The following is a 15168-nucleotide window of genomic DNA, read 5'->3' on the forward strand; positions in this document are numbered from 1 at the left end:
GCAGAAGGCCGGAAAAGCAGTGGCCCGCCGCTCCCTCAAGCGGCGGGCCACAGTCTCAGAGGCCGGGCAACCTGGTGATCGAGCCGTCCGGGTTCCACTTCACCGGACGCGACTCACCGCTCGCGCTGACGGAGTAGCCGACGATGACGCCGCTTCTGTTGATGCTCCACACGTAGTCCTCCGCGCTGTCCGGCAGCCCGGGCAGCGCGGTGATCGCCCCGCCGGGGCTCCACCGCACCGCCCGCCACGTGCCCGCCGCGTCCTGCGAGTACCCGGCGACGACGCCGCCCGCGTTGATCGAGATCGGGTACGGCGAGGCCCCGCCGGGCAGCGGGGGCAGGTCGGTGACGCTGCCGTCGGGGTTCCAGCGCAGCGCGCGCCAGCTGTTGTCGGCCTTCCACGACGGCCCCACGACGACGCCGTGGTCGTTGACGTCGTAGGCGGTGCTGCCCACGGCCCCGGGCGGGGCGAGGTCGGTGACGCTGCCGTCGGGGTTCCAGCGCACCGCGTGCCACTCGTAGGCCCCGTTCTGGAGGATCTCGGAGTCGCCGACGACGACGCCGCTCGCGTTGATCCCCCACGCCTGGCCGTTGCGCCCGCCGCGCAGCAGCGGAAGTTCGGCGACCTTGCCGCCCGGCCGCCACTTGACCGGCCGGGGCGTGCTCAGCCCGCCGGACCAGCCGGCGACGGTGCCGTGGTCGTTGCCCCGGAACGGGTCGTAGGCGGCCGAACCAGCGCGTCCCAGCTCGACCAGGCCGCCGTCGGGGTTCCACTGCACGGGGACGCCCTGGGACTCGCCCACGATGACGCCGCGCCGGTTGATCCCGTAGGCCCGTGCGGTCGTGGCGCCGGGCCGCTCACGCAGCGGCGTGACGCTGCCGTCGGGGTTCCACCGTACGGCCCGCCGCTGCCCGGCGCCGGTGTCGACGTACCCGACGACGACCCCGTTGTCACCGACGTCGTAGGCGACACCGGTGGGTTGCGGGGTCACGGCGTGGGCGGGGCCGACCAGTGTCGAGGCCAGGGCGACGGCCGCTGTGACGGCTGCTAAAGTCCGCTTTCTCAGCATGGTGCCACTCCTTTGTCTCTGAACGCTCGCCGGAATCGTAGGCAGCCCGCTGATCTCCGCGAATCGCCGACCCGCTGACAATTCATTGCCATCGGATCATTGCCATCGGCCAGGCCGCCGCCATCGCCCTCCGGATGCGGACGGCGGCCCGCGCCCGCTACTTGCCCGGCGCCTCGGACTCCTCCGGGACCGCCTCCTCCGCCCCGATCGGCGGCACCTGCCGGAGCGCCGCCATGACGAGGACGGCGATGGCGACCATCACGACCGCGCTGATGGCGGACACGACGTTCATGCCGTTGAGGAACGCCTCGCGGCCGAGGGCGAGCAGCCGCTCGCCCGCCTGACCGGGCAGTTCCTGCGCGACGGCGAACGCGCCCGCGAAGCTGTCCTCTACCGTCGCCGCGACCGAGGCCGGCAGGTCGTCAGGCAGCGCCTCGACGATCTGGCCGCTGTAGATGGCGGTGCCGATGGTCCCGAAGACCGCGATGCCCATGCCGGCGCCGAACTCGGCGGAGGTCTCCATCATCGCGGAGGCCGATCCGGCCTTGTCGGGAGGCGCCGCACCGACGACCAGCCCGGTGCTGAGCGACAGCAGCGGGTTGATGCCGAACGCCAGCAGCACGCTGCCCGCGATCAGCAGTGCCAGATGCGAGTCCACGTCGAGCATGGCGAGCACCACGTAGCCCGCCGCCGCGATCGGCAGCCCGCCCACGATCACCTTGGCGGGCGGGAACTTGGCGGCGATCATCGGCGCCAGCAGCGCGCCCACGATCGTGGCCAGGCCCATCGGCAGGAACCACACCCCGGCCTGCAGTGGCGACAGGCCCTCGATGAGCTGGAGGTACTGCGCGTAGTAGAAGCCGAAGGCGTACAGGGTGAGCTGGCCCAGCAGCATCGCCACCAGCGCGCCGGTGAAGCTGCGGTTGGCGAACAGCCGCAGGTCGAGCAGCGGGCTGGCCAGCGTGCGCTGACGGCGTACGAACAGCGCCCCGACGAGCAGCCCGACCGCGATGGCGGTGAGCGGCGTGACCCCCACCCCGCTCTTGGCGATCTCCTTCAGCCCGTACACCATGGGCAGGATCGCCGCCAGCGACAGGCCCACGCTGACCAGGTCCAGCCGTCCCGCCGAGGAGTCACGGTACTCGGGCAGCAGGATCGGCCCGGTGATCAGCAGCAGGACCATGATCGGGGCGCCGAGCAGGAACACCGAACCCCACCAGAACCACTCCAGCAGGGCGCCGCCGATGGCCGGGCCGACCACGCCGCCGATCGAGAACGACGTCAGCCAGATGCCGATCGCCATCGAGCGCTGCTTGTCGTCCTTGAACATGTTGCTGATCAGCGCCAGCGTGGACGGCATCAGCGTGGCACCGGCCAGTCCCAGCAGCGCCCGGCTCGCGATGAGCATCTCGGAACTGGTGGAGTAGGCGGCCAGCACGGAGGCGGCGCCGAACGCGGTCGCGCCGATCAGCAGCAGCTTCCTGCGGCCGATGCGGTCGCCGAGCGTCCCCATCGTGATGAGGAAGCCCGCGATCACGAAGCCGTAGATGTCGGTGATCCACAGCAGTTCGGTGTTGGTGGACTTCAGGTCCGCGCCGAGGTGCGGGATCGCCATGTACAGCACGGTCAGGTCGAGGGCGATCAGGATCGTGGGCAGGGCCAGCACGGCCAGCCCGATCCACTCCCTGGGCCCGGCTCGCACCCCGGAACCAGGGGGAGCTGTCGAGGACATGGATTTTCCTTTCACGACACATATGGACGCTTGGCACGGGCCTCTCGCAGGGCGAGGGCCCACCAGACGAGTTGGTCGAGCAGGTTCGCGGCGGCGGCGTTGCAGGACTCCGGATCGGTGGGCCTGCCGCTTTCGTCGAACTGCTCCGGATGGTTGCGGAAGCCGACGCTCTCGCGGACGCTGACCGCGTGCAGCTCGGTGAACACCGGTTTCAGCGCCTCGACCGCGCGCAGACCGGCCGCCATGCCGCCGTAGGAGACGAAGCCGACCGGCTTGGTCTTCCACACGTCGCCGTACCAGTCGATGGCGTTCTTCAGCGACGCGGGGAAGCTGTGGTTGTACTCAGGGGTCACGACCACGAACGCGTCGGCCGCGCTCAGCCACGGCGCCAGGTCGCGCACGGGCGGCGGCGGATCGCCCCCGTCATCGGTGAGGACGTCGGGCAGCCAGGTCTGGGCCAGGTCGATGATGTCCACGTCGAGGTCGCCGCGCCGGTCGGCCTGGGAGGCGAACCACCTGGCGACCGTGGGGCCGAAGCGGCCCTCGCGGATGCTGCCGATGATGATCGCCACCCGCAGCCGGTCCTCGCCCATCGGATCCCTTCCTTCACACGGCTCACCCAGCGTCCGGTTGTTCGCCCACCAGGATGCGTCCGCGCTGTTACGGCGGAGTTCGGGTCGAGTGATGGTCCGGTGCGGGCCGCAGGATCTGACAAACTCCCAGCTCGTCCGTTCCGGGGCCGGGCGGGGGCCTGCGAGGGTTCAACCATGGGCAGATCCCTTGTCAGCCACCCGTCACCGCGAGGTGCGAAATGACGATCACGTTCACTCCCGAGGCCCTGGCCGACCGGACGGCCTGGACCCGGCCGGAGGCCATGTTCGAGATGCTGGGCGAGTACCGGCGCAAGGAGCCGGTCGTGTGGGTGGAGGGGACGGGCTTCCTCCCGTTCTGGCTGGTGACCCGCTACCACGACATCATGGAGATCGAACGGCAGCCGGAGCTGTTCACCAACCGCCCCGGCCCGATCCTCGCCGAGGCAGAACCTCCGGCCGAGACCGCGGAGGAGGACCTGAAGCCGTTGCCGCACCGCGACGGCGAGGACCACCGGGCCCACCGCGCGATCGCCCAGAAGTGGTTCAAGTACGGCACCATGCGGCAGATCGAGGGGCACGCCGCCGAACTGGCGGTGAGAAGCGTCGACGAACTGCTGGCCAGCGGCCCCGAGTGCGACTTCGCCCAGGTGGTGGCCGGACGTTACCCGCTGCGGATGATCCTGTCGATCCTCGGCCTGCCCGAACGCGACTACGAGCCGATGTACCGCTTCACCCAGATCATGGTGTGGGACAAGGACCCCGACGAGGCCTACCGCAACTGGCAGGAGTGCCTGGCCTACTTCGACGGGGTGACCGCCTCCCGGCGGCGGCGGCCGACCGACGACCTCGCCTCGGCGATCTCCAACGGCACCGTCGCCGGGAAACTGCTCGAAGAGCCCGAGTTGACGACGTACTACATGCTCATCGCCGACGCCGGCTACGAGACCACCAGCTTCGCCATGAACGGCGGCCTGCTCGAACTGCTCCGCCATCCGGAGCAGCTCGCCCTGCTGCGCCGCGAGCCCGCGCGCATCCCCGACGCCGTCGAGGAGATGCTGCGCTGGACCTCGCCCGCCCGCCACTTCATGCGGACGGCGCAGGCCGACACCGAGGTCTCCGGCGTCAAGATCAGGAAGGGCGAACGGCTCATGCTGTCGTACGCGGCCGCCAACCGCGACGAGCAGATCTTCACCGACCCCGAGCGCTTCGACGTCACCAGGGAGGGCGCGGGCAGGCACGTGGCCTTCGGCGGGCGCGGCCCCCACCACTGCCTGGGCGCGCCCATCACCCGCATGGAGATGCGGCTGCTGTTCGCCGACCTGCTCGCCCGCGTGCACGACATCGAACTCGCCGGGGAGCCGGGGATCGCCGAGTCGGTCTTCCTCACCGGCGTCAACGCCCTGCCGCTCCGCTTCTCCGCGGGGAACGGCTGACCCCGCGTCCTGACCCGGCCGGGCGGCGAGAGGACCGGGTCAGGACGCCTCCCACATCGCCCGCAGCGACTCCGCCAGCCCGATGCGGGGCCGCCAGCCCAGCAACTCGCGCGCGGGGGAGACGTCCACGCGGGTGCCGTCGCCGCCGAGGCTGCGCACCGGGGCCGCGCGCACGGTGACGCTGCCCTCCGGCAGCCCCGCGACGGCCATGAACGCCTCCAGCAGCTCGCGCATGCTCACCGCGACCCCGCTGCCGAGGCTGAGCGCCGTACCCGCGACCGGGGAACGGGCCGCCAGCACCGTCGCGGCGGCGGCGTCGCGCACGTCGAGGAAGTCGCGGCGCGTGTCCGCCACCGTCACCGTGACGTGCTCGCCCGCCTCGGCCCTGCGCAGCGACGCGAGCAGCTTGCCGGGGAAGCTCTCCGGCGAGGGGTGCGGGCCGCACACGTTGGCCAGGCGCAGCACCACGCCGCGCACCGCCCCTGCGCGGGCCGCGTCGAGCACGGCCCGCGAGCCGCGCAGCTTGGTCCTGGCATAGGCGCCGGAGGCGCCGAGCTCGTGCACGGTGCCGATCTGCACCAGGCGCGGCCGCCACGGCAGCGTCCCGGCCGCCGCGACCAGCCGCTCGACCGCCCCCGCGTTGAGCCGCTCCAGATCGGCCTCCGTACGGTCCCACCCGTCCGCCGCGTTCGCCGCGTCGGTGGCGTTGACCACCACGTCGGCACGCACCTCGCGCAGCAGCGCGGCCAGGGCGGCGGCGTCTGCGGCGGCCAGGTCGCACGCGTGGAACGGGAGCCCGGAAAGGTGCGCGGCCCGGTGCCGGGCCACGACCGTGACCTCGTACCCCTGCGCCGCGAAGGCCGCGCACAGGTGCCTGCCGACCCACCCGGTCCCGCCGAGGACGGCGACGCGCGGCGGCCGGCCCGTCATGCGAGCCCCGTCATGCGAGCACGGCGTCGAGCTCGCGGCACACCGCGTAGACCGGCAGCACGCCCGCCGCCTCGGCCTCGGCCAGCGTGGGGGCGGCGCGGTCCCGCTCCGACAGGATCGGCCGGACGCCGTCCGGGATCGGCAGCGCCAGCCGGGGGTCGAACGGCGTGAGCGCCAGCTCGTGCTCGGGCACGTACTCCGCCGACAGGCTGTAGGAGACGACGGACTCGTCCTCCAGCGCGACGAACAGGTGCGCGACGCCGACCGGGAAGTACACCGCCCGAAAGCCGCTCCGGTCGAGGACCACCGTGTCGTGGCGGCCGTAGGTGGGCGAGCCGACCCGGACGTCCACGACCACGTCGAGCACCCGCCCCCTCGGGCAGTGCACGTACTTGGCCATGCCCGGCGGGGTGGCGGTGAAGTGCACGCCCCTGACCACCCCCCGCCGCGAGACGCTGTAACTGATCTGCCGTACCGGGAACAGCGGCCGGGCCAGCGCCGACTCCTGGAACACCGACGCGAACAGCCCCCGCTCGTCGGGGAAGGACCGCGAGGTGAACTCGATCGCCCCCTCGACGGCGAGGTCGCGAGCCCTCACCGCCTGACCCCGACGAACAGGCCGGGCCCCGACGTGCCCGGCTCCCCGGGCGGGAGGTACTCGACCGCGCACCCCGCCCGCTCGAAGGCGGACTCGTAGCGCTCGCGTTCCCACAACGACAGGACGTGCGTGTCGGACAGGTGCCGGACCCCCGACTCCTGGTCGGCCACGAGATAGTGCACCCGCATGCGGTGGGCGCCGTTCTCGCGCACCGAGTGCGACACCCGGGAGATCGTCCGCCCCTCGACGGTGACGAGGTCGCCGACGACCGAGCCCGACGTCGCGTTCTCGGGGAAGTACCACGGTTCGAGCACCAGGACGCCGCCCGGGTCGAGATGGCGGGCCAGGCAGCCCAGCGCGGCGTCGAGCTGCCCGGCGTCCTCCAGGTAACCGACGGAGCTGAACAGGCAGGTGACCGCGTCGAAGGTACGGCCCAGCGCGAACTCGCGCATGTCGCCGGTGTGCACGGCGATCCCCGGCAGCTCCAGCCGGGCCAGCCGTACCATGTCGGGGGCCAGGTCGATCCCCTCCACGTGGGCGAAGGCCCGCGCGAAGTGCCGCAGGTGCGACCCGGTGCCGCAGGCCACGTCCAGCAGCGACGCCGCCCGTGGGTTGCGGTCGAGCACGTGCTTCGCGATCGCCGCCGCGTCGCTCTCGTAGTCCTTGCCGCGTCCCCGGTAGATCGCCGCGTACAGGTCGGCGTGGTGGTAGATGCCGGACAGCTCGCGTTCGCCCGTCGGTGAGACCATCGGTGAGACCTCCGATCAGACGACGCGCACGTCGGGCACGTACTGGATCCACCGGCCGCCCGCCTCGCGGAAGCCCTGCTCCTTCGCCATGATCTCCTGGGAGTGGTTCCAGGCGAACAGCAGCGCGTAGTCCGGGTAGGCGTCCTGGAACACGTGCGCGGGCCTGACCGGGATGTGCGTGCCGGGGGTGAGCCGGTGCTGTTTGGCCGGGGTGGTGTCGCACACGTACGCCACCAGGTCCGGGCCGATGCCGCAGTAGTTGGCGACCGTGGCGCTCTTGGCGGTGGCGCCGTAGGCGACGACCCGGTGGCCGCCGTCCCTGAGTTCCCGCAGCAGCGCGACCAGATCGTCGCGGACCCGGGCGACGGCGGCGGCGAAACCCGCCAGCGTCGCGGGCTCGTGCAGCCCGTCGTCCCGCTCGGCGGCCAGCAACTCGCCGACGGCCCGGCTGGGCACCCGCCTGCCCGCCCTGGCCAGCGTGTAGCGGACCTCGCCGCCGTGCACCGGCAGCCGCCGTACGTCGACGAGCTCGAACCCGAACCGTTCGGCCATCGCCTTGACCGACGTGGCGGAGAACAGGAAGAAGTGCTCGTCGTAGATCTGGTCGAACGACGTCTTCTCTACGATGTCCCCCAGGTAGGGGTCCTCGAAGACGAACACGCCGTCCGGGCCGAGCAGCGCGTCCGCGCCCCGGAGCACCGAGGCGACGTAGGGGATGTGGCAGAAGGTGTTCGCCGAGTAGATCACGTCGGCCGGGCCGTCCTCGGCGCGCACCGCCTTCGCGGTGGACTCCTCGAAGAACTCGGTGACCACGCGGACGCCCTTGTCGCGGGCCACCCGCGCCACCCCGGAGGAGGGCTCGAAACCCAGGTGCCTGATCCCGGCCGCCCGTACGGTCTCCAGCATGATCCCGTCGTTGCACCCCAGCTCGACGATGAACGGGTCGCCCCCGGTCAGCTCGGTGTAGACGAGATCCTTGGCGGTTTCGGCGAAGTGCTCCCGCATCACCGACGAACCAGATGAATAGTACGGATAGTCCTCGCGGAACATCCGCTCCCTCGGCACCTCCTCCAGCAACTGGACCATCGAGCAGTCCGCGCAGGCGCCGACCACCAGCCGGTAGAAGAACTCCCCGTCGGTCTCGCCCTCCCGGGGGAAGGCGTCCGACAGCGGCTGGCGGCCCAGGTCGAGAAAAGCGCGCACCGTGCCTTCGCAGACCCGGCACACCGACGACTCCGTCATCGTGGTGCTCCCTTTCACTAGAGACTGGTCACAACGTCGCGCAGCGCACCGATCACCTTGTCCTGGAGGCCGCGCGGCAGCGACGGGTACATGGGCAGCGAGAAGATCTCGCCGGCCAGCCGCTCGGTGACCGGGAGCGAGCCCTTGGCGTAGCCCAGGTGCGCGAAGCCGGTCATGGTGTGCACCGGCCACGGGTAGCTGATGTTCAGGTGGATGTCGTGCGCCTTGAGCCGTTCGATGATCTGCTCGCGCCGCGGATGCCTGACGACGTACACGTAGTAGACGTGGTCGTTGCCGGGGGCGACGGACGGGAGCACCAGGCCGCCGTCGCCGGTCAGGTCGGCCAGGCCCTCGGCGTACCTCTCCGCCACCGCCTGGCGGTCGGCGATGTAGTCGTCGAGGCGGGCCAGCTTGCGGCGCAGGATCTCGGCCTGCACCTCGTCCAGCCTGCTGTTGTGGCCCGGCGTCCTGACGACGTAGTACACCTCCTCCATCCCGTAGTAACGCAGGCGCCGCAGGTCGCCTTCGACGGCGTCGCCGGAGGTGATGACCGCGCCGCCGTCGCCGTAGGCGCCGAGGACCTTGGTCGGGTAGAAGGAGAACGCGGCGGCGTCGCCCATCGTCCCGGCGAGCCTGCCGTGGTGGCGGGCGCCGTGCGCCTGCGCGCAGTCCTCCAGGACGGCGAGGCCGTGCTCGGCGGCCAGGCGCCGCAGCGGCGCCATCTCGACGCACTGGCCGTACAGGTGCACCGGGAGCAGCGCCTTGGTGCGCGGCGTGATGGCCGCCGCCACCTGCGAGGTGTCCATGAGGAAGTCGTCCTCGCGCACGTCGACGAACACCGGTGTGGCCCGCGCGCCGTCGATGGCCACCACGGTCGGGGCCGCGGTGTTGGACACCGTGATCACCTCGTCGCCCGCCCCCACCCCGAGCGCCTCCAGGCCGAGTTTGACGGCGTTCGTGCCGTTGTCCACCCCGACACAGTGCGGCACGCCGTGGTAGAGCGCGAACTCCCGCTCGAAGCCCTGCACGCTCTCGCCGAGGACGAGCTGGCCGGACTCGAAGACCCTCTCGACCGCCTCAAGGATGTCCTTGCGCTCGCGCTTGTACTCCGGCAGGTAGTCCCATACGTGCGTAGACACTTGATCCACCTTCCAACGGTTCGCACCGGTCAGCCGGTTGCCAGGTTCGTGAGGAGGCCGACGACCTCGGCGGGCGGCGGCAGCGCGGCGATCTCCCGCGCCAGCTCCCGCGCCCGCTCGCGGTAGCGCGGCTCGCCGAGCAGTTCCCCGCACGCCGCGACCAGGTGCTCGGACTCCTGCTCCCCCGGCCCGAGCAGGATCGCGGCACCGGCCTCCGCCAGGCGCCGCATCTCCACGACCGACACGTCCTGGATGGCGATCAGCTGCGGTACGCCGCAGGCCAGCGCGGTCATGTCCGTGGCGCCGCCGCCGTGGTGCACGATCACGTCGCAGGTCGGGGCCAGCACGTCGAGCGGGATCCAGCCCGCCCGCACCTCGGGCAGCGCCGCCCGCAGTTCGGCCGCGACCGCCTCGGGGGCGGCGATGACGACCTCCACGCCGAGCCCGGCGACGCCCTTGGCGAGCCGGTGCAGCGCCTCCCCCGAGAACACGCGGCTGCCGCCGGTGATGCACACGCGCGGACGCTCGCCCCTGGCGTACATCCACGGCTCCAGCGGGCGCTGCGGATTGGTCGGCACGAACCGCATCGGCGCCGCCTCCGGCGCGCCGGCGGGCCGCAGGCTCGGCGGGCAGATGTCGATCCGCAGGTCCGGCTCGGGCAGCCGGTCGAGGCCGAGGTCGTCGAGCACCGGCCGCAGCACCTCCATGGCGCCCGGCTCGTAGATCGAGGCGTCGCCCCTGTCCCACTCCAGCAGCGCCGACGGGATGGACAGGTGGTGGGCGAGGAGGGCGGCGCCGTAGAACATCGGGCCGCCGACCACCACGTCGGGACGCCAGTGCGCGGCCATCTCCAGCAGCGGCCGCCGGCTCTCGACCGCGATCTCGGCGTAGACCCGGCCCGCCGCCCTGGCCGCCCCCTCCGGGTCCTGCGGCATCCCGGCCATGAAGGCGATGACGTCCTTCTCCGACAGTGGGGAGATCTGGACCGGTGACAGGCCCACCCCGGCGATGTCCGGCAGCAGCCACTGGATTCCGGCCATGAACACGCTGTGTCCCGCGTTGCGCACGGCCGTGGCCAGCGCGGTGTGGGTGTAGATCGTCGCCGGGCTGTTTCCCGGGATGAAGAGAGCCTTCATGACTTCCTGCCCTGGGGGTGCGGTGTGCGTGCGGGGACTACGCGGGGCCGGCGACCAGCGGGAAACGCTCGCCGTCCAGCGGTGCGCCCTGCCGGTAACCACCGAGGTCCGGGTCGTCGGGGTTGAGCAGGTTGTGGATGGAGGTGGCGTTGAAGGTCGCCCCGGCGTCCATGTAGATCGTGATCAGGGAGTACCTGGTGGCGTCGGTGCGGTTGGAGCCCGCCCAGTGCGCGATCCTGCCGTGGTGGAAGGTGACGTCGCCCGCGCGCACCGGGACGGTGACGGACGGCCGGTAGGCCAGCTCGGGCCAGCGGCCGAACGGGTCCTCCGCCTCGCCCAGCGCCTCCATCGGGTCCATGTCGGCCGGCGGCGGCTCGACCAGGCGGTGGGAGCCGGGGATGAAGCTCAGGCACCCACGGTCGGCGGGCACGTCCACCAGCGCGACCCAGGCGGTGAGCGCCGCCCGCGCCGTGAACGGGAAGAACACCTCGTCGTGGTGGATGGGCGTGAGCGTCGAGGCCGACTTCTTGCGGTAGAGGTCGCTCTTGAACAGGCGCAGAGCGCCGCCCGCCAGGGTCTCGGCGACCCGCGCGATCCGGGGGTGGCACGACAGGCCGCGCAGCACCTCGTTGTCGAGGCCCGCGTGGTTGACCCACTCCACGACGTTGCCCTCGTCCAGCTCGTGGCTGCGCACGCCCTCGTTGGGGCCGAGGGTGCGTGACTCCTCCAGGGCGAAGTGCCGCTTCGCCTCGGCGAGGAACCCCGCGACCTCCTCCTGGGCGAGCAACTGCGGGACGTGGACGTACCCGTGCTCGCGGTAGTGGGCTATCGACTGCTCGGACAGCACCTCCGGTGCCGTCGCCTCGCGCGTGAGCTGCATGGCCGTGAATCCTCTTCCTCGTGTGCCGGATACCTTGTGTGCCGGATACCTCGTGTGCCGGATTCGTCGTGTGCCGGATTCGTCGTACGTCGGATTCCTCGCGGGTCGGACGTTCCTCGTGGGTCAGACTGGGTGGACGGCGGATCGGGGGGTCAGCCTGAGGCTGAAGGCGGGCCGGGGATCGGGCGGGCCGGGCAGTTCCACGACGGTGCCGTGGGGGGACGCGCTCGTCCGGAGCGCGCCCGGCCGGCCCACGAGCGACACCCGCGCCCCGGCCTCCAGCCGGACGTCGAGCCCCACCGCCTCGGTGCGCGGGGTGCCGACCACGATCGCGTACACCGCCTCCGGCGTACTCGTGTAGCGCACCTGCAGGCCCTCGTCGGTGATCCCGGTGACGTGTGTCCACGGCCGGGTGCCGTAGACCGCCTCCCGGTTGCCGCCGGCCCAGTGGCCGAGCGCCAGCAGCCGCTGCGCCTGGACCCACGGGACCGCGCCGGTGCCGGTGGGGCCCACGTTGACCAGCAGGTTGCCGCCCCGGGCCGTGACGTCGGCCAGGGTCTGCACCAGCCGCTCCGCGCTGAGGTGGTCGGCGTCGCTCTCCTGCCGGTTGTAGCAGTAGCTCTGGCCCAGCGGCCACAGCGCCTCCCAGGCGCGCCCCGGCGGCCCGGCCGTGGTGCGCTCGGGGGTGGCGTAGTCGGAGGAGACCTCTCCCGAGGTCTGCCTCGGCAGGTCGAACCGGTCGTTGACCAGCCCGTCCGGGACCTGCTCCCGGTACCACGCGAACAGCTTCTCAAGATCGGTCCCCGGCGGGGACATGCCGTAGTCGTTCCACAGGACGCACGGCCGGTAACGGCGCACCAGCTCGTGCCAGTGCGCCAGGAAGTACTCGCGGTAGTCGGCCCCCTGCGGCACCGCGACCATCGCCGAGGCCAGGTCGCGCACCGGAGGGGCGGAGAAGGTGAAGTCCCAGGCGCTGTAGTAGACGCCGAAGCGCATGCCGTGCCCGCGTACGGCCTCGGCCAGTTCGCCCACGACGTCCCTGCCCGGCTGCCAGTCCCGCCGGTGCGGGTTGGGGTGGGCGCTCGGCCACAGCAGGAAACCGTCCTCGGCCTTGACGCTGAAGACGACGTAGCGGGCCCCGGCCCGCGCGAACAGCTCCGCCCACGGTTCCGGGTCCCAGCCGGGGATCGTCTCGTCGCGGAAACGCTCGACGAACGCCTCGTACGGCAGGTCGCCGTACGTCTCGGCGTGGTAGCGGGAGACGGCGCTGCCCGGCAGGGCCAGCGCGTTCTGGTACATCATGGCGTCGGGGTCGGTGCGCCACCACGTCGCCGACTCGACGCGCTCGTAGGCGCCCGCCTCGACGTACGGGTCGGGGATCAGGGACCTGCGCACCGGGGCGTAGGCCGGGATGGAGGCCGAGCCCCAGTGGACGAGGACGCCGAGCTTGGCGTCCTCGAACCACGCGGGCACCGGTGTGCTCGTCGCTGCCATGGTCGTTTCCATATGATCGTCGGGCACAGCCTGGGCGCGGCTGGAAGCGATGGTAGGCCCGGGATCCGGCCGGTCATCGGCATCGGGCGCCGACTGTGTCACGTTCACCTCGCGGTCTGGGGGGAGTTCCGGGCTGCTTCCCGGACGCCTTCGGGATCGCTTCCGGGATCGCACTGTAGGTCGCGGTGGTTATGGTCGGGTTAGGGTTCGCTCGCGGTCGGGTGACTCACACCTCGTACGGCTGGGCCGCCCGCGCCTCGCCCAGCGCCGACGCCCACCACAGCAGCCTGCTGAGCAGCGTCTTGGCGGCCATCCCGCACTCCTCGGGCGCCACCGCCTGCCCGTCCGGGCCGAACTGCTTGTCCACGATGTGGAAACTGACCGTGTCGCGCAGCGGCACCGCGTGCAGTTCGCCGAGGACCGAACCGAGATGGTCCACCGAGCGCAGGCCGCCGCCTCTGCCGCCGTACGACACGAAGCCGACGGGCTTGGCCCGCCACTCCTCGACGTACCAGTCGATCAGGGTCTTGAGCGAGGCGGGATAGCCTCGGTTGTACTCCGGGGTCACCAGCACGAAGGCGTCGGCCGCGTCGAGGCGGGGGCGCAGCGCCACCACCTCGGGCGGCGGTTCGTCGGTGATGACCGGCGGCAGCCGGGCCGAGGCGAGGTCGACGACGTCCACCTCGAACTGCCCGAACTGATCCACCGCGGTCACGAACCACCGCGCGACGGTCGGTCCGACCCTGCCCTCGCGCACGCTGGCGACGACCACGGCCAGTCGAAGGATCCTGGTCTGCATCGTCCCCCCTGCCGCCGGGCCCGTTCCTGTCGTCGTCAGTCACTGTAGGAAGGGCCGCCGTAGCGTGTGGATAGCAGACACATGGCAGATCGCCGCTCTTTCCGGCCCTGTCGTGGCTGGTTACCGCCTGGATCGCGGAGCTTTCGAGATCTGTCGTAGCACTGGGTTACTGTGACGCTATGCGCTTTGGGATGCTGGGGCCGCTCACCGTGTGGGCCGCAGACGGGCGGGCGGTCCGGGTCCCCGAGCTGAAGGTGCGCGCGCTGCTGGCCGACCTGCTCCTCCACGAGGGCCGTCCGGTGCCGGTCGAGCGGCTCATCGGCGACCTGTGGGGCGAAGACCCGCCGGGCAAGCCCTCGGGCGCGCTGCGGGCCAAGGTCTCGCAGCTGCGGCGGGCGCTGGAGGAGGCCGGGCCGGGCGGGCGCGACCTGGTCGTGTTCAGCCCGTCGGGCTACCAGCTCCGCGTCGAGCCCGACGCGCTCGACGCCATCCGCTTCCGGCGGCTGGTCGCCCGCGCCCACACCGCCGGTGAGGCCCGGTCGCGGGCCGCGCTGCTGTCCGAGGCGCTCGCGCTGTGGCGCGGGTCCGCGCTGTCCGACTTCGCCGCCGAGCCGTTCGCCCGCCCCGCCATCGCCCGCCTTGAGGAGCAGCGGCTGGCCGCCCTCGAAGAGCAGGCCGAGGCCCGGCTGGAGCTCGGCGACCACAGCCTGCTCGTGGGCGAGCTCACCGACCTGGTCGCCCTCCACCCGCTGCGCGAGCGGCTGCGGGCCGCGCAGATGCGCGCCCTCTACCGGTCCGGACGGCAGAGCGAGGCGCTGCGCAGCTACCAGGACCTTCGGGCGCGGCTGCGCGAGGAGCAGGGCCTGGACCCAGGCTCGGCGCTGGCCGCCCTGTTCCAGGCGATCCTCGCCCAAGACCCGGCGCTGGAGGCCGTGCCGGAGGGCGCCCCGAGGCACCGGTCCAACCTGGCGGCGCCGGTCAGCGAACTGGTCGGCAGGTCGCAGGCGGTCGGCAGTGTGCTCGCGCTGCTGCGTACGGGGCGGCTGGTGACGCTCACGGGTCCCGGCGGCGTCGGCAAGACGCGCCTGGCCACCGAGGTGGCGGGCCGGCTCGCCGACTTCTACCCGGACGGTCTGTGGGTCGTCGAACTCGCCGGCCGCAGCCGCCCGCCGGCCGTCGATCCTCCCTCCATCGACTCGCCGGCCGCCAACCCGCCCGCTTCCGCCCCGCACGCTTCCGCCCCGTCTGTCGGCGGCCCTCCCTCCATCGCCCCGCCTGTCGCCGCCCCGCCTGTCGCCGCCCCGCCTGTCGCCGCCCCGCCTGTCGCCGCCCCGCCTGTCGCCGCCCCGCCTGTCGCCGCCCCGCCTGTCGCCG

14 protein-coding genes and 1 pseudogene are annotated in these 15168 nt (G+C 72.2%); 3 read left to right on the plus strand and 12 right to left on the minus strand.

Going from position 1 to position 15168, the window contains the following annotated elements:
• Positions 1-55: 55 nt before the first annotated feature.
• From ABD120_RS17020 to ABD120_RS17030, 3 genes are all read right to left on the minus strand, one after another.
• Entirely contained in the window at positions 56-1069 is a 1014-nt protein-coding gene (locus ABD120_RS17020; RefSeq protein WP_343950873.1) for a hypothetical protein, read from the minus strand.
• Between the two features lie 157 nt (positions 1070-1226).
• Positions 1227-2801, minus strand: a complete 1575-nt coding sequence (locus tag ABD120_RS17025) for an MFS transporter (protein ID WP_343950874.1) — start codon at positions 2799-2801, stop codon at positions 1227-1229.
• Positions 2802-2812: 11 nt separating this feature from the next.
• Positions 2813-3394 carry an NADPH-dependent FMN reductase gene (locus ABD120_RS17030; RefSeq protein WP_343950875.1) on the minus strand — a complete coding sequence of 194 codons (582 nt, stop codon included), beginning with the start codon at positions 3392-3394 and terminating at the stop codon, positions 2813-2815.
• A 218-nt stretch (positions 3395-3612) separates the two neighbouring features.
• Here ABD120_RS17030 and ABD120_RS17035 point away from each other — a divergent pair, with 218 nt between their 5' ends.
• Positions 3613-4827 (plus strand): cytochrome P450, encoded by a 1215-nt coding sequence (locus tag ABD120_RS17035; RefSeq protein ID WP_343950877.1) that lies wholly within the window; start codon positions 3613-3615, stop codon positions 4825-4827.
• Between the two features lie 39 nt (positions 4828-4866).
• On the opposite strand, the gene ABD120_RS17040 is transcribed toward ABD120_RS17035, so the two are convergent.
• Genes ABD120_RS17040 through ABD120_RS17055 form a run of 4 tightly spaced genes read right to left on the minus strand, consistent with a single transcriptional unit; the run spans position 4867 to position 8307 of the window.
• Entirely contained in the window at positions 4867-5757 is an 891-nt protein-coding gene (locus tag ABD120_RS17040) for an NAD-dependent epimerase/dehydratase family protein (protein WP_343950878.1), read from the minus strand.
• 10 nt (positions 5758-5767) lie between these two features.
• Entirely contained in the window at positions 5768-6355 is a 588-nt protein-coding gene (locus ABD120_RS17045) for a dTDP-4-dehydrorhamnose 3,5-epimerase family protein (RefSeq protein WP_343950879.1), read from the minus strand.
• Complete coding sequence (locus ABD120_RS17050) at positions 6352-7104, minus strand: class I SAM-dependent methyltransferase (protein ID WP_343950880.1); 753 nt, start codon at positions 7102-7104, stop codon at positions 6352-6354. The genes ABD120_RS17045 and ABD120_RS17050 overlap by 4 nt, the downstream gene beginning before the upstream one ends.
• 15 nt (positions 7105-7119) lie before the next feature.
• The gene (locus tag ABD120_RS17055; RefSeq protein ID WP_425563988.1) at positions 7120-8307 is read right to left on the minus strand and encodes a methyltransferase domain-containing protein; all 1188 of its coding nucleotides are present in this window, start codon (positions 8305-8307) and stop codon (positions 7120-7122) included.
• On the opposite strand from ABD120_RS17055, the pseudogene ABD120_RS39790 reads away from it, so the two are divergent.
• Positions 8257-8367 (plus strand): annotated as a pseudogene (locus ABD120_RS39790) (hypothetical protein); the annotation flags it as partial. The gene ABD120_RS17055 and the pseudogene ABD120_RS39790 overlap by 51 nt on opposite strands.
• Here the strand turns inward: ABD120_RS39790 and ABD120_RS17060 are convergent.
• The 5 genes from ABD120_RS17060 to ABD120_RS17080 form a co-directional block, all read right to left on the minus strand.
• Positions 8364-9485: a DegT/DnrJ/EryC1/StrS family aminotransferase gene (locus tag ABD120_RS17060; protein ID WP_343950882.1), complete on the minus strand. Its 1122-nt coding sequence runs from the start codon at positions 9483-9485 to the stop codon at positions 8364-8366. The pseudogene ABD120_RS39790 and the gene ABD120_RS17060 sit on opposite strands and share 4 nt — an antisense overlap.
• A gap of 29 nt (positions 9486-9514) precedes the next feature.
• Positions 9515-10621 (minus strand): nucleotide disphospho-sugar-binding domain-containing protein, encoded by a 1107-nt coding sequence (locus ABD120_RS17065; RefSeq protein WP_343950883.1) that lies wholly within the window; start codon positions 10619-10621, stop codon positions 9515-9517.
• Between the two features lie 37 nt (positions 10622-10658).
• Positions 10659-11501, minus strand: a complete 843-nt coding sequence (locus tag ABD120_RS17070; RefSeq protein ID WP_343950884.1) for a phytanoyl-CoA dioxygenase family protein — start codon at positions 11499-11501, stop codon at positions 10659-10661.
• A gap of 123 nt (positions 11502-11624) precedes the next feature.
• Complete coding sequence (locus ABD120_RS17075; RefSeq protein WP_343950885.1) at positions 11625-13007, minus strand: alpha-L-fucosidase; 1383 nt, start codon at positions 13005-13007, stop codon at positions 11625-11627.
• Positions 13008-13221: 214 nt separating this feature from the next.
• Positions 13222-13794 carry an NADPH-dependent FMN reductase gene (locus ABD120_RS17080; protein WP_343950886.1) on the minus strand — a complete coding sequence of 191 codons (573 nt, stop codon included), beginning with the start codon at positions 13792-13794 and terminating at the stop codon, positions 13222-13224.
• Positions 13795-13973: 179 nt separating this feature from the next.
• Between ABD120_RS17080 and ABD120_RS17085 the strand changes: the two genes are divergently transcribed.
• On the plus strand, positions 13974-15168 hold a 1195-nt coding region (locus ABD120_RS17085; protein WP_343950887.1), incomplete at its 3' end, for an AfsR/SARP family transcriptional regulator.

The sequence above is a fragment of the Nonomuraea longicatena genome, assembly GCF_039525605.1.
Taxonomy (GTDB): Bacteria; Actinomycetota; Actinomycetes; order Streptosporangiales; family Streptosporangiaceae; genus Nonomuraea; species Nonomuraea longicatena.

Excerpts from the sequence above, each read along its gene's own strand:
- ABD120_RS17080 (WP_343950886.1), bottom strand. The coding sequence starts at position 13,794 with ATGCAGACCAGGATCCTTCGACTGGCCGTGGTCGTCGCCAGCGTGCGC.
- ABD120_RS17050 (WP_343950880.1), bottom strand. The coding sequence starts at position 7,104 with ATGGTCTCACCGACGGGCGAACGCGAGCTGTCCGGCATCTACCACCAC.
- ABD120_RS17070 (WP_343950884.1), bottom strand. The coding sequence starts at position 11,501 with ATGCAGCTCACGCGCGAGGCGACGGCACCGGAGGTGCTGTCCGAGCAG.
- ABD120_RS17035 (WP_343950877.1), top strand. The coding sequence starts at position 3,613 with ATGACGATCACGTTCACTCCCGAGGCCCTGGCCGACCGGACGGCCTGG.
- ABD120_RS17030 (WP_343950875.1), bottom strand. The coding sequence starts at position 3,394 with ATGGGCGAGGACCGGCTGCGGGTGGCGATCATCATCGGCAGCATCCGC.
- ABD120_RS17075 (WP_343950885.1), bottom strand. The coding sequence starts at position 13,007 with ATGGAAACGACCATGGCAGCGACGAGCACACCGGTGCCCGCGTGGTTC.
- ABD120_RS17065 (WP_343950883.1), bottom strand. The coding sequence starts at position 10,621 with ATGAAGGCTCTCTTCATCCCGGGAAACAGCCCGGCGACGATCTACACC.
- ABD120_RS17020 (WP_343950873.1), bottom strand. The coding sequence starts at position 1,069 with ATGCTGAGAAAGCGGACTTTAGCAGCCGTCACAGCGGCCGTCGCCCTG.
- ABD120_RS17040 (WP_343950878.1), bottom strand. The coding sequence starts at position 5,757 with ATGACGGGCCGGCCGCCGCGCGTCGCCGTCCTCGGCGGGACCGGGTGG.
- ABD120_RS17025 (WP_343950874.1), bottom strand. The coding sequence starts at position 2,801 with ATGTCCTCGACAGCTCCCCCTGGTTCCGGGGTGCGAGCCGGGCCCAGG.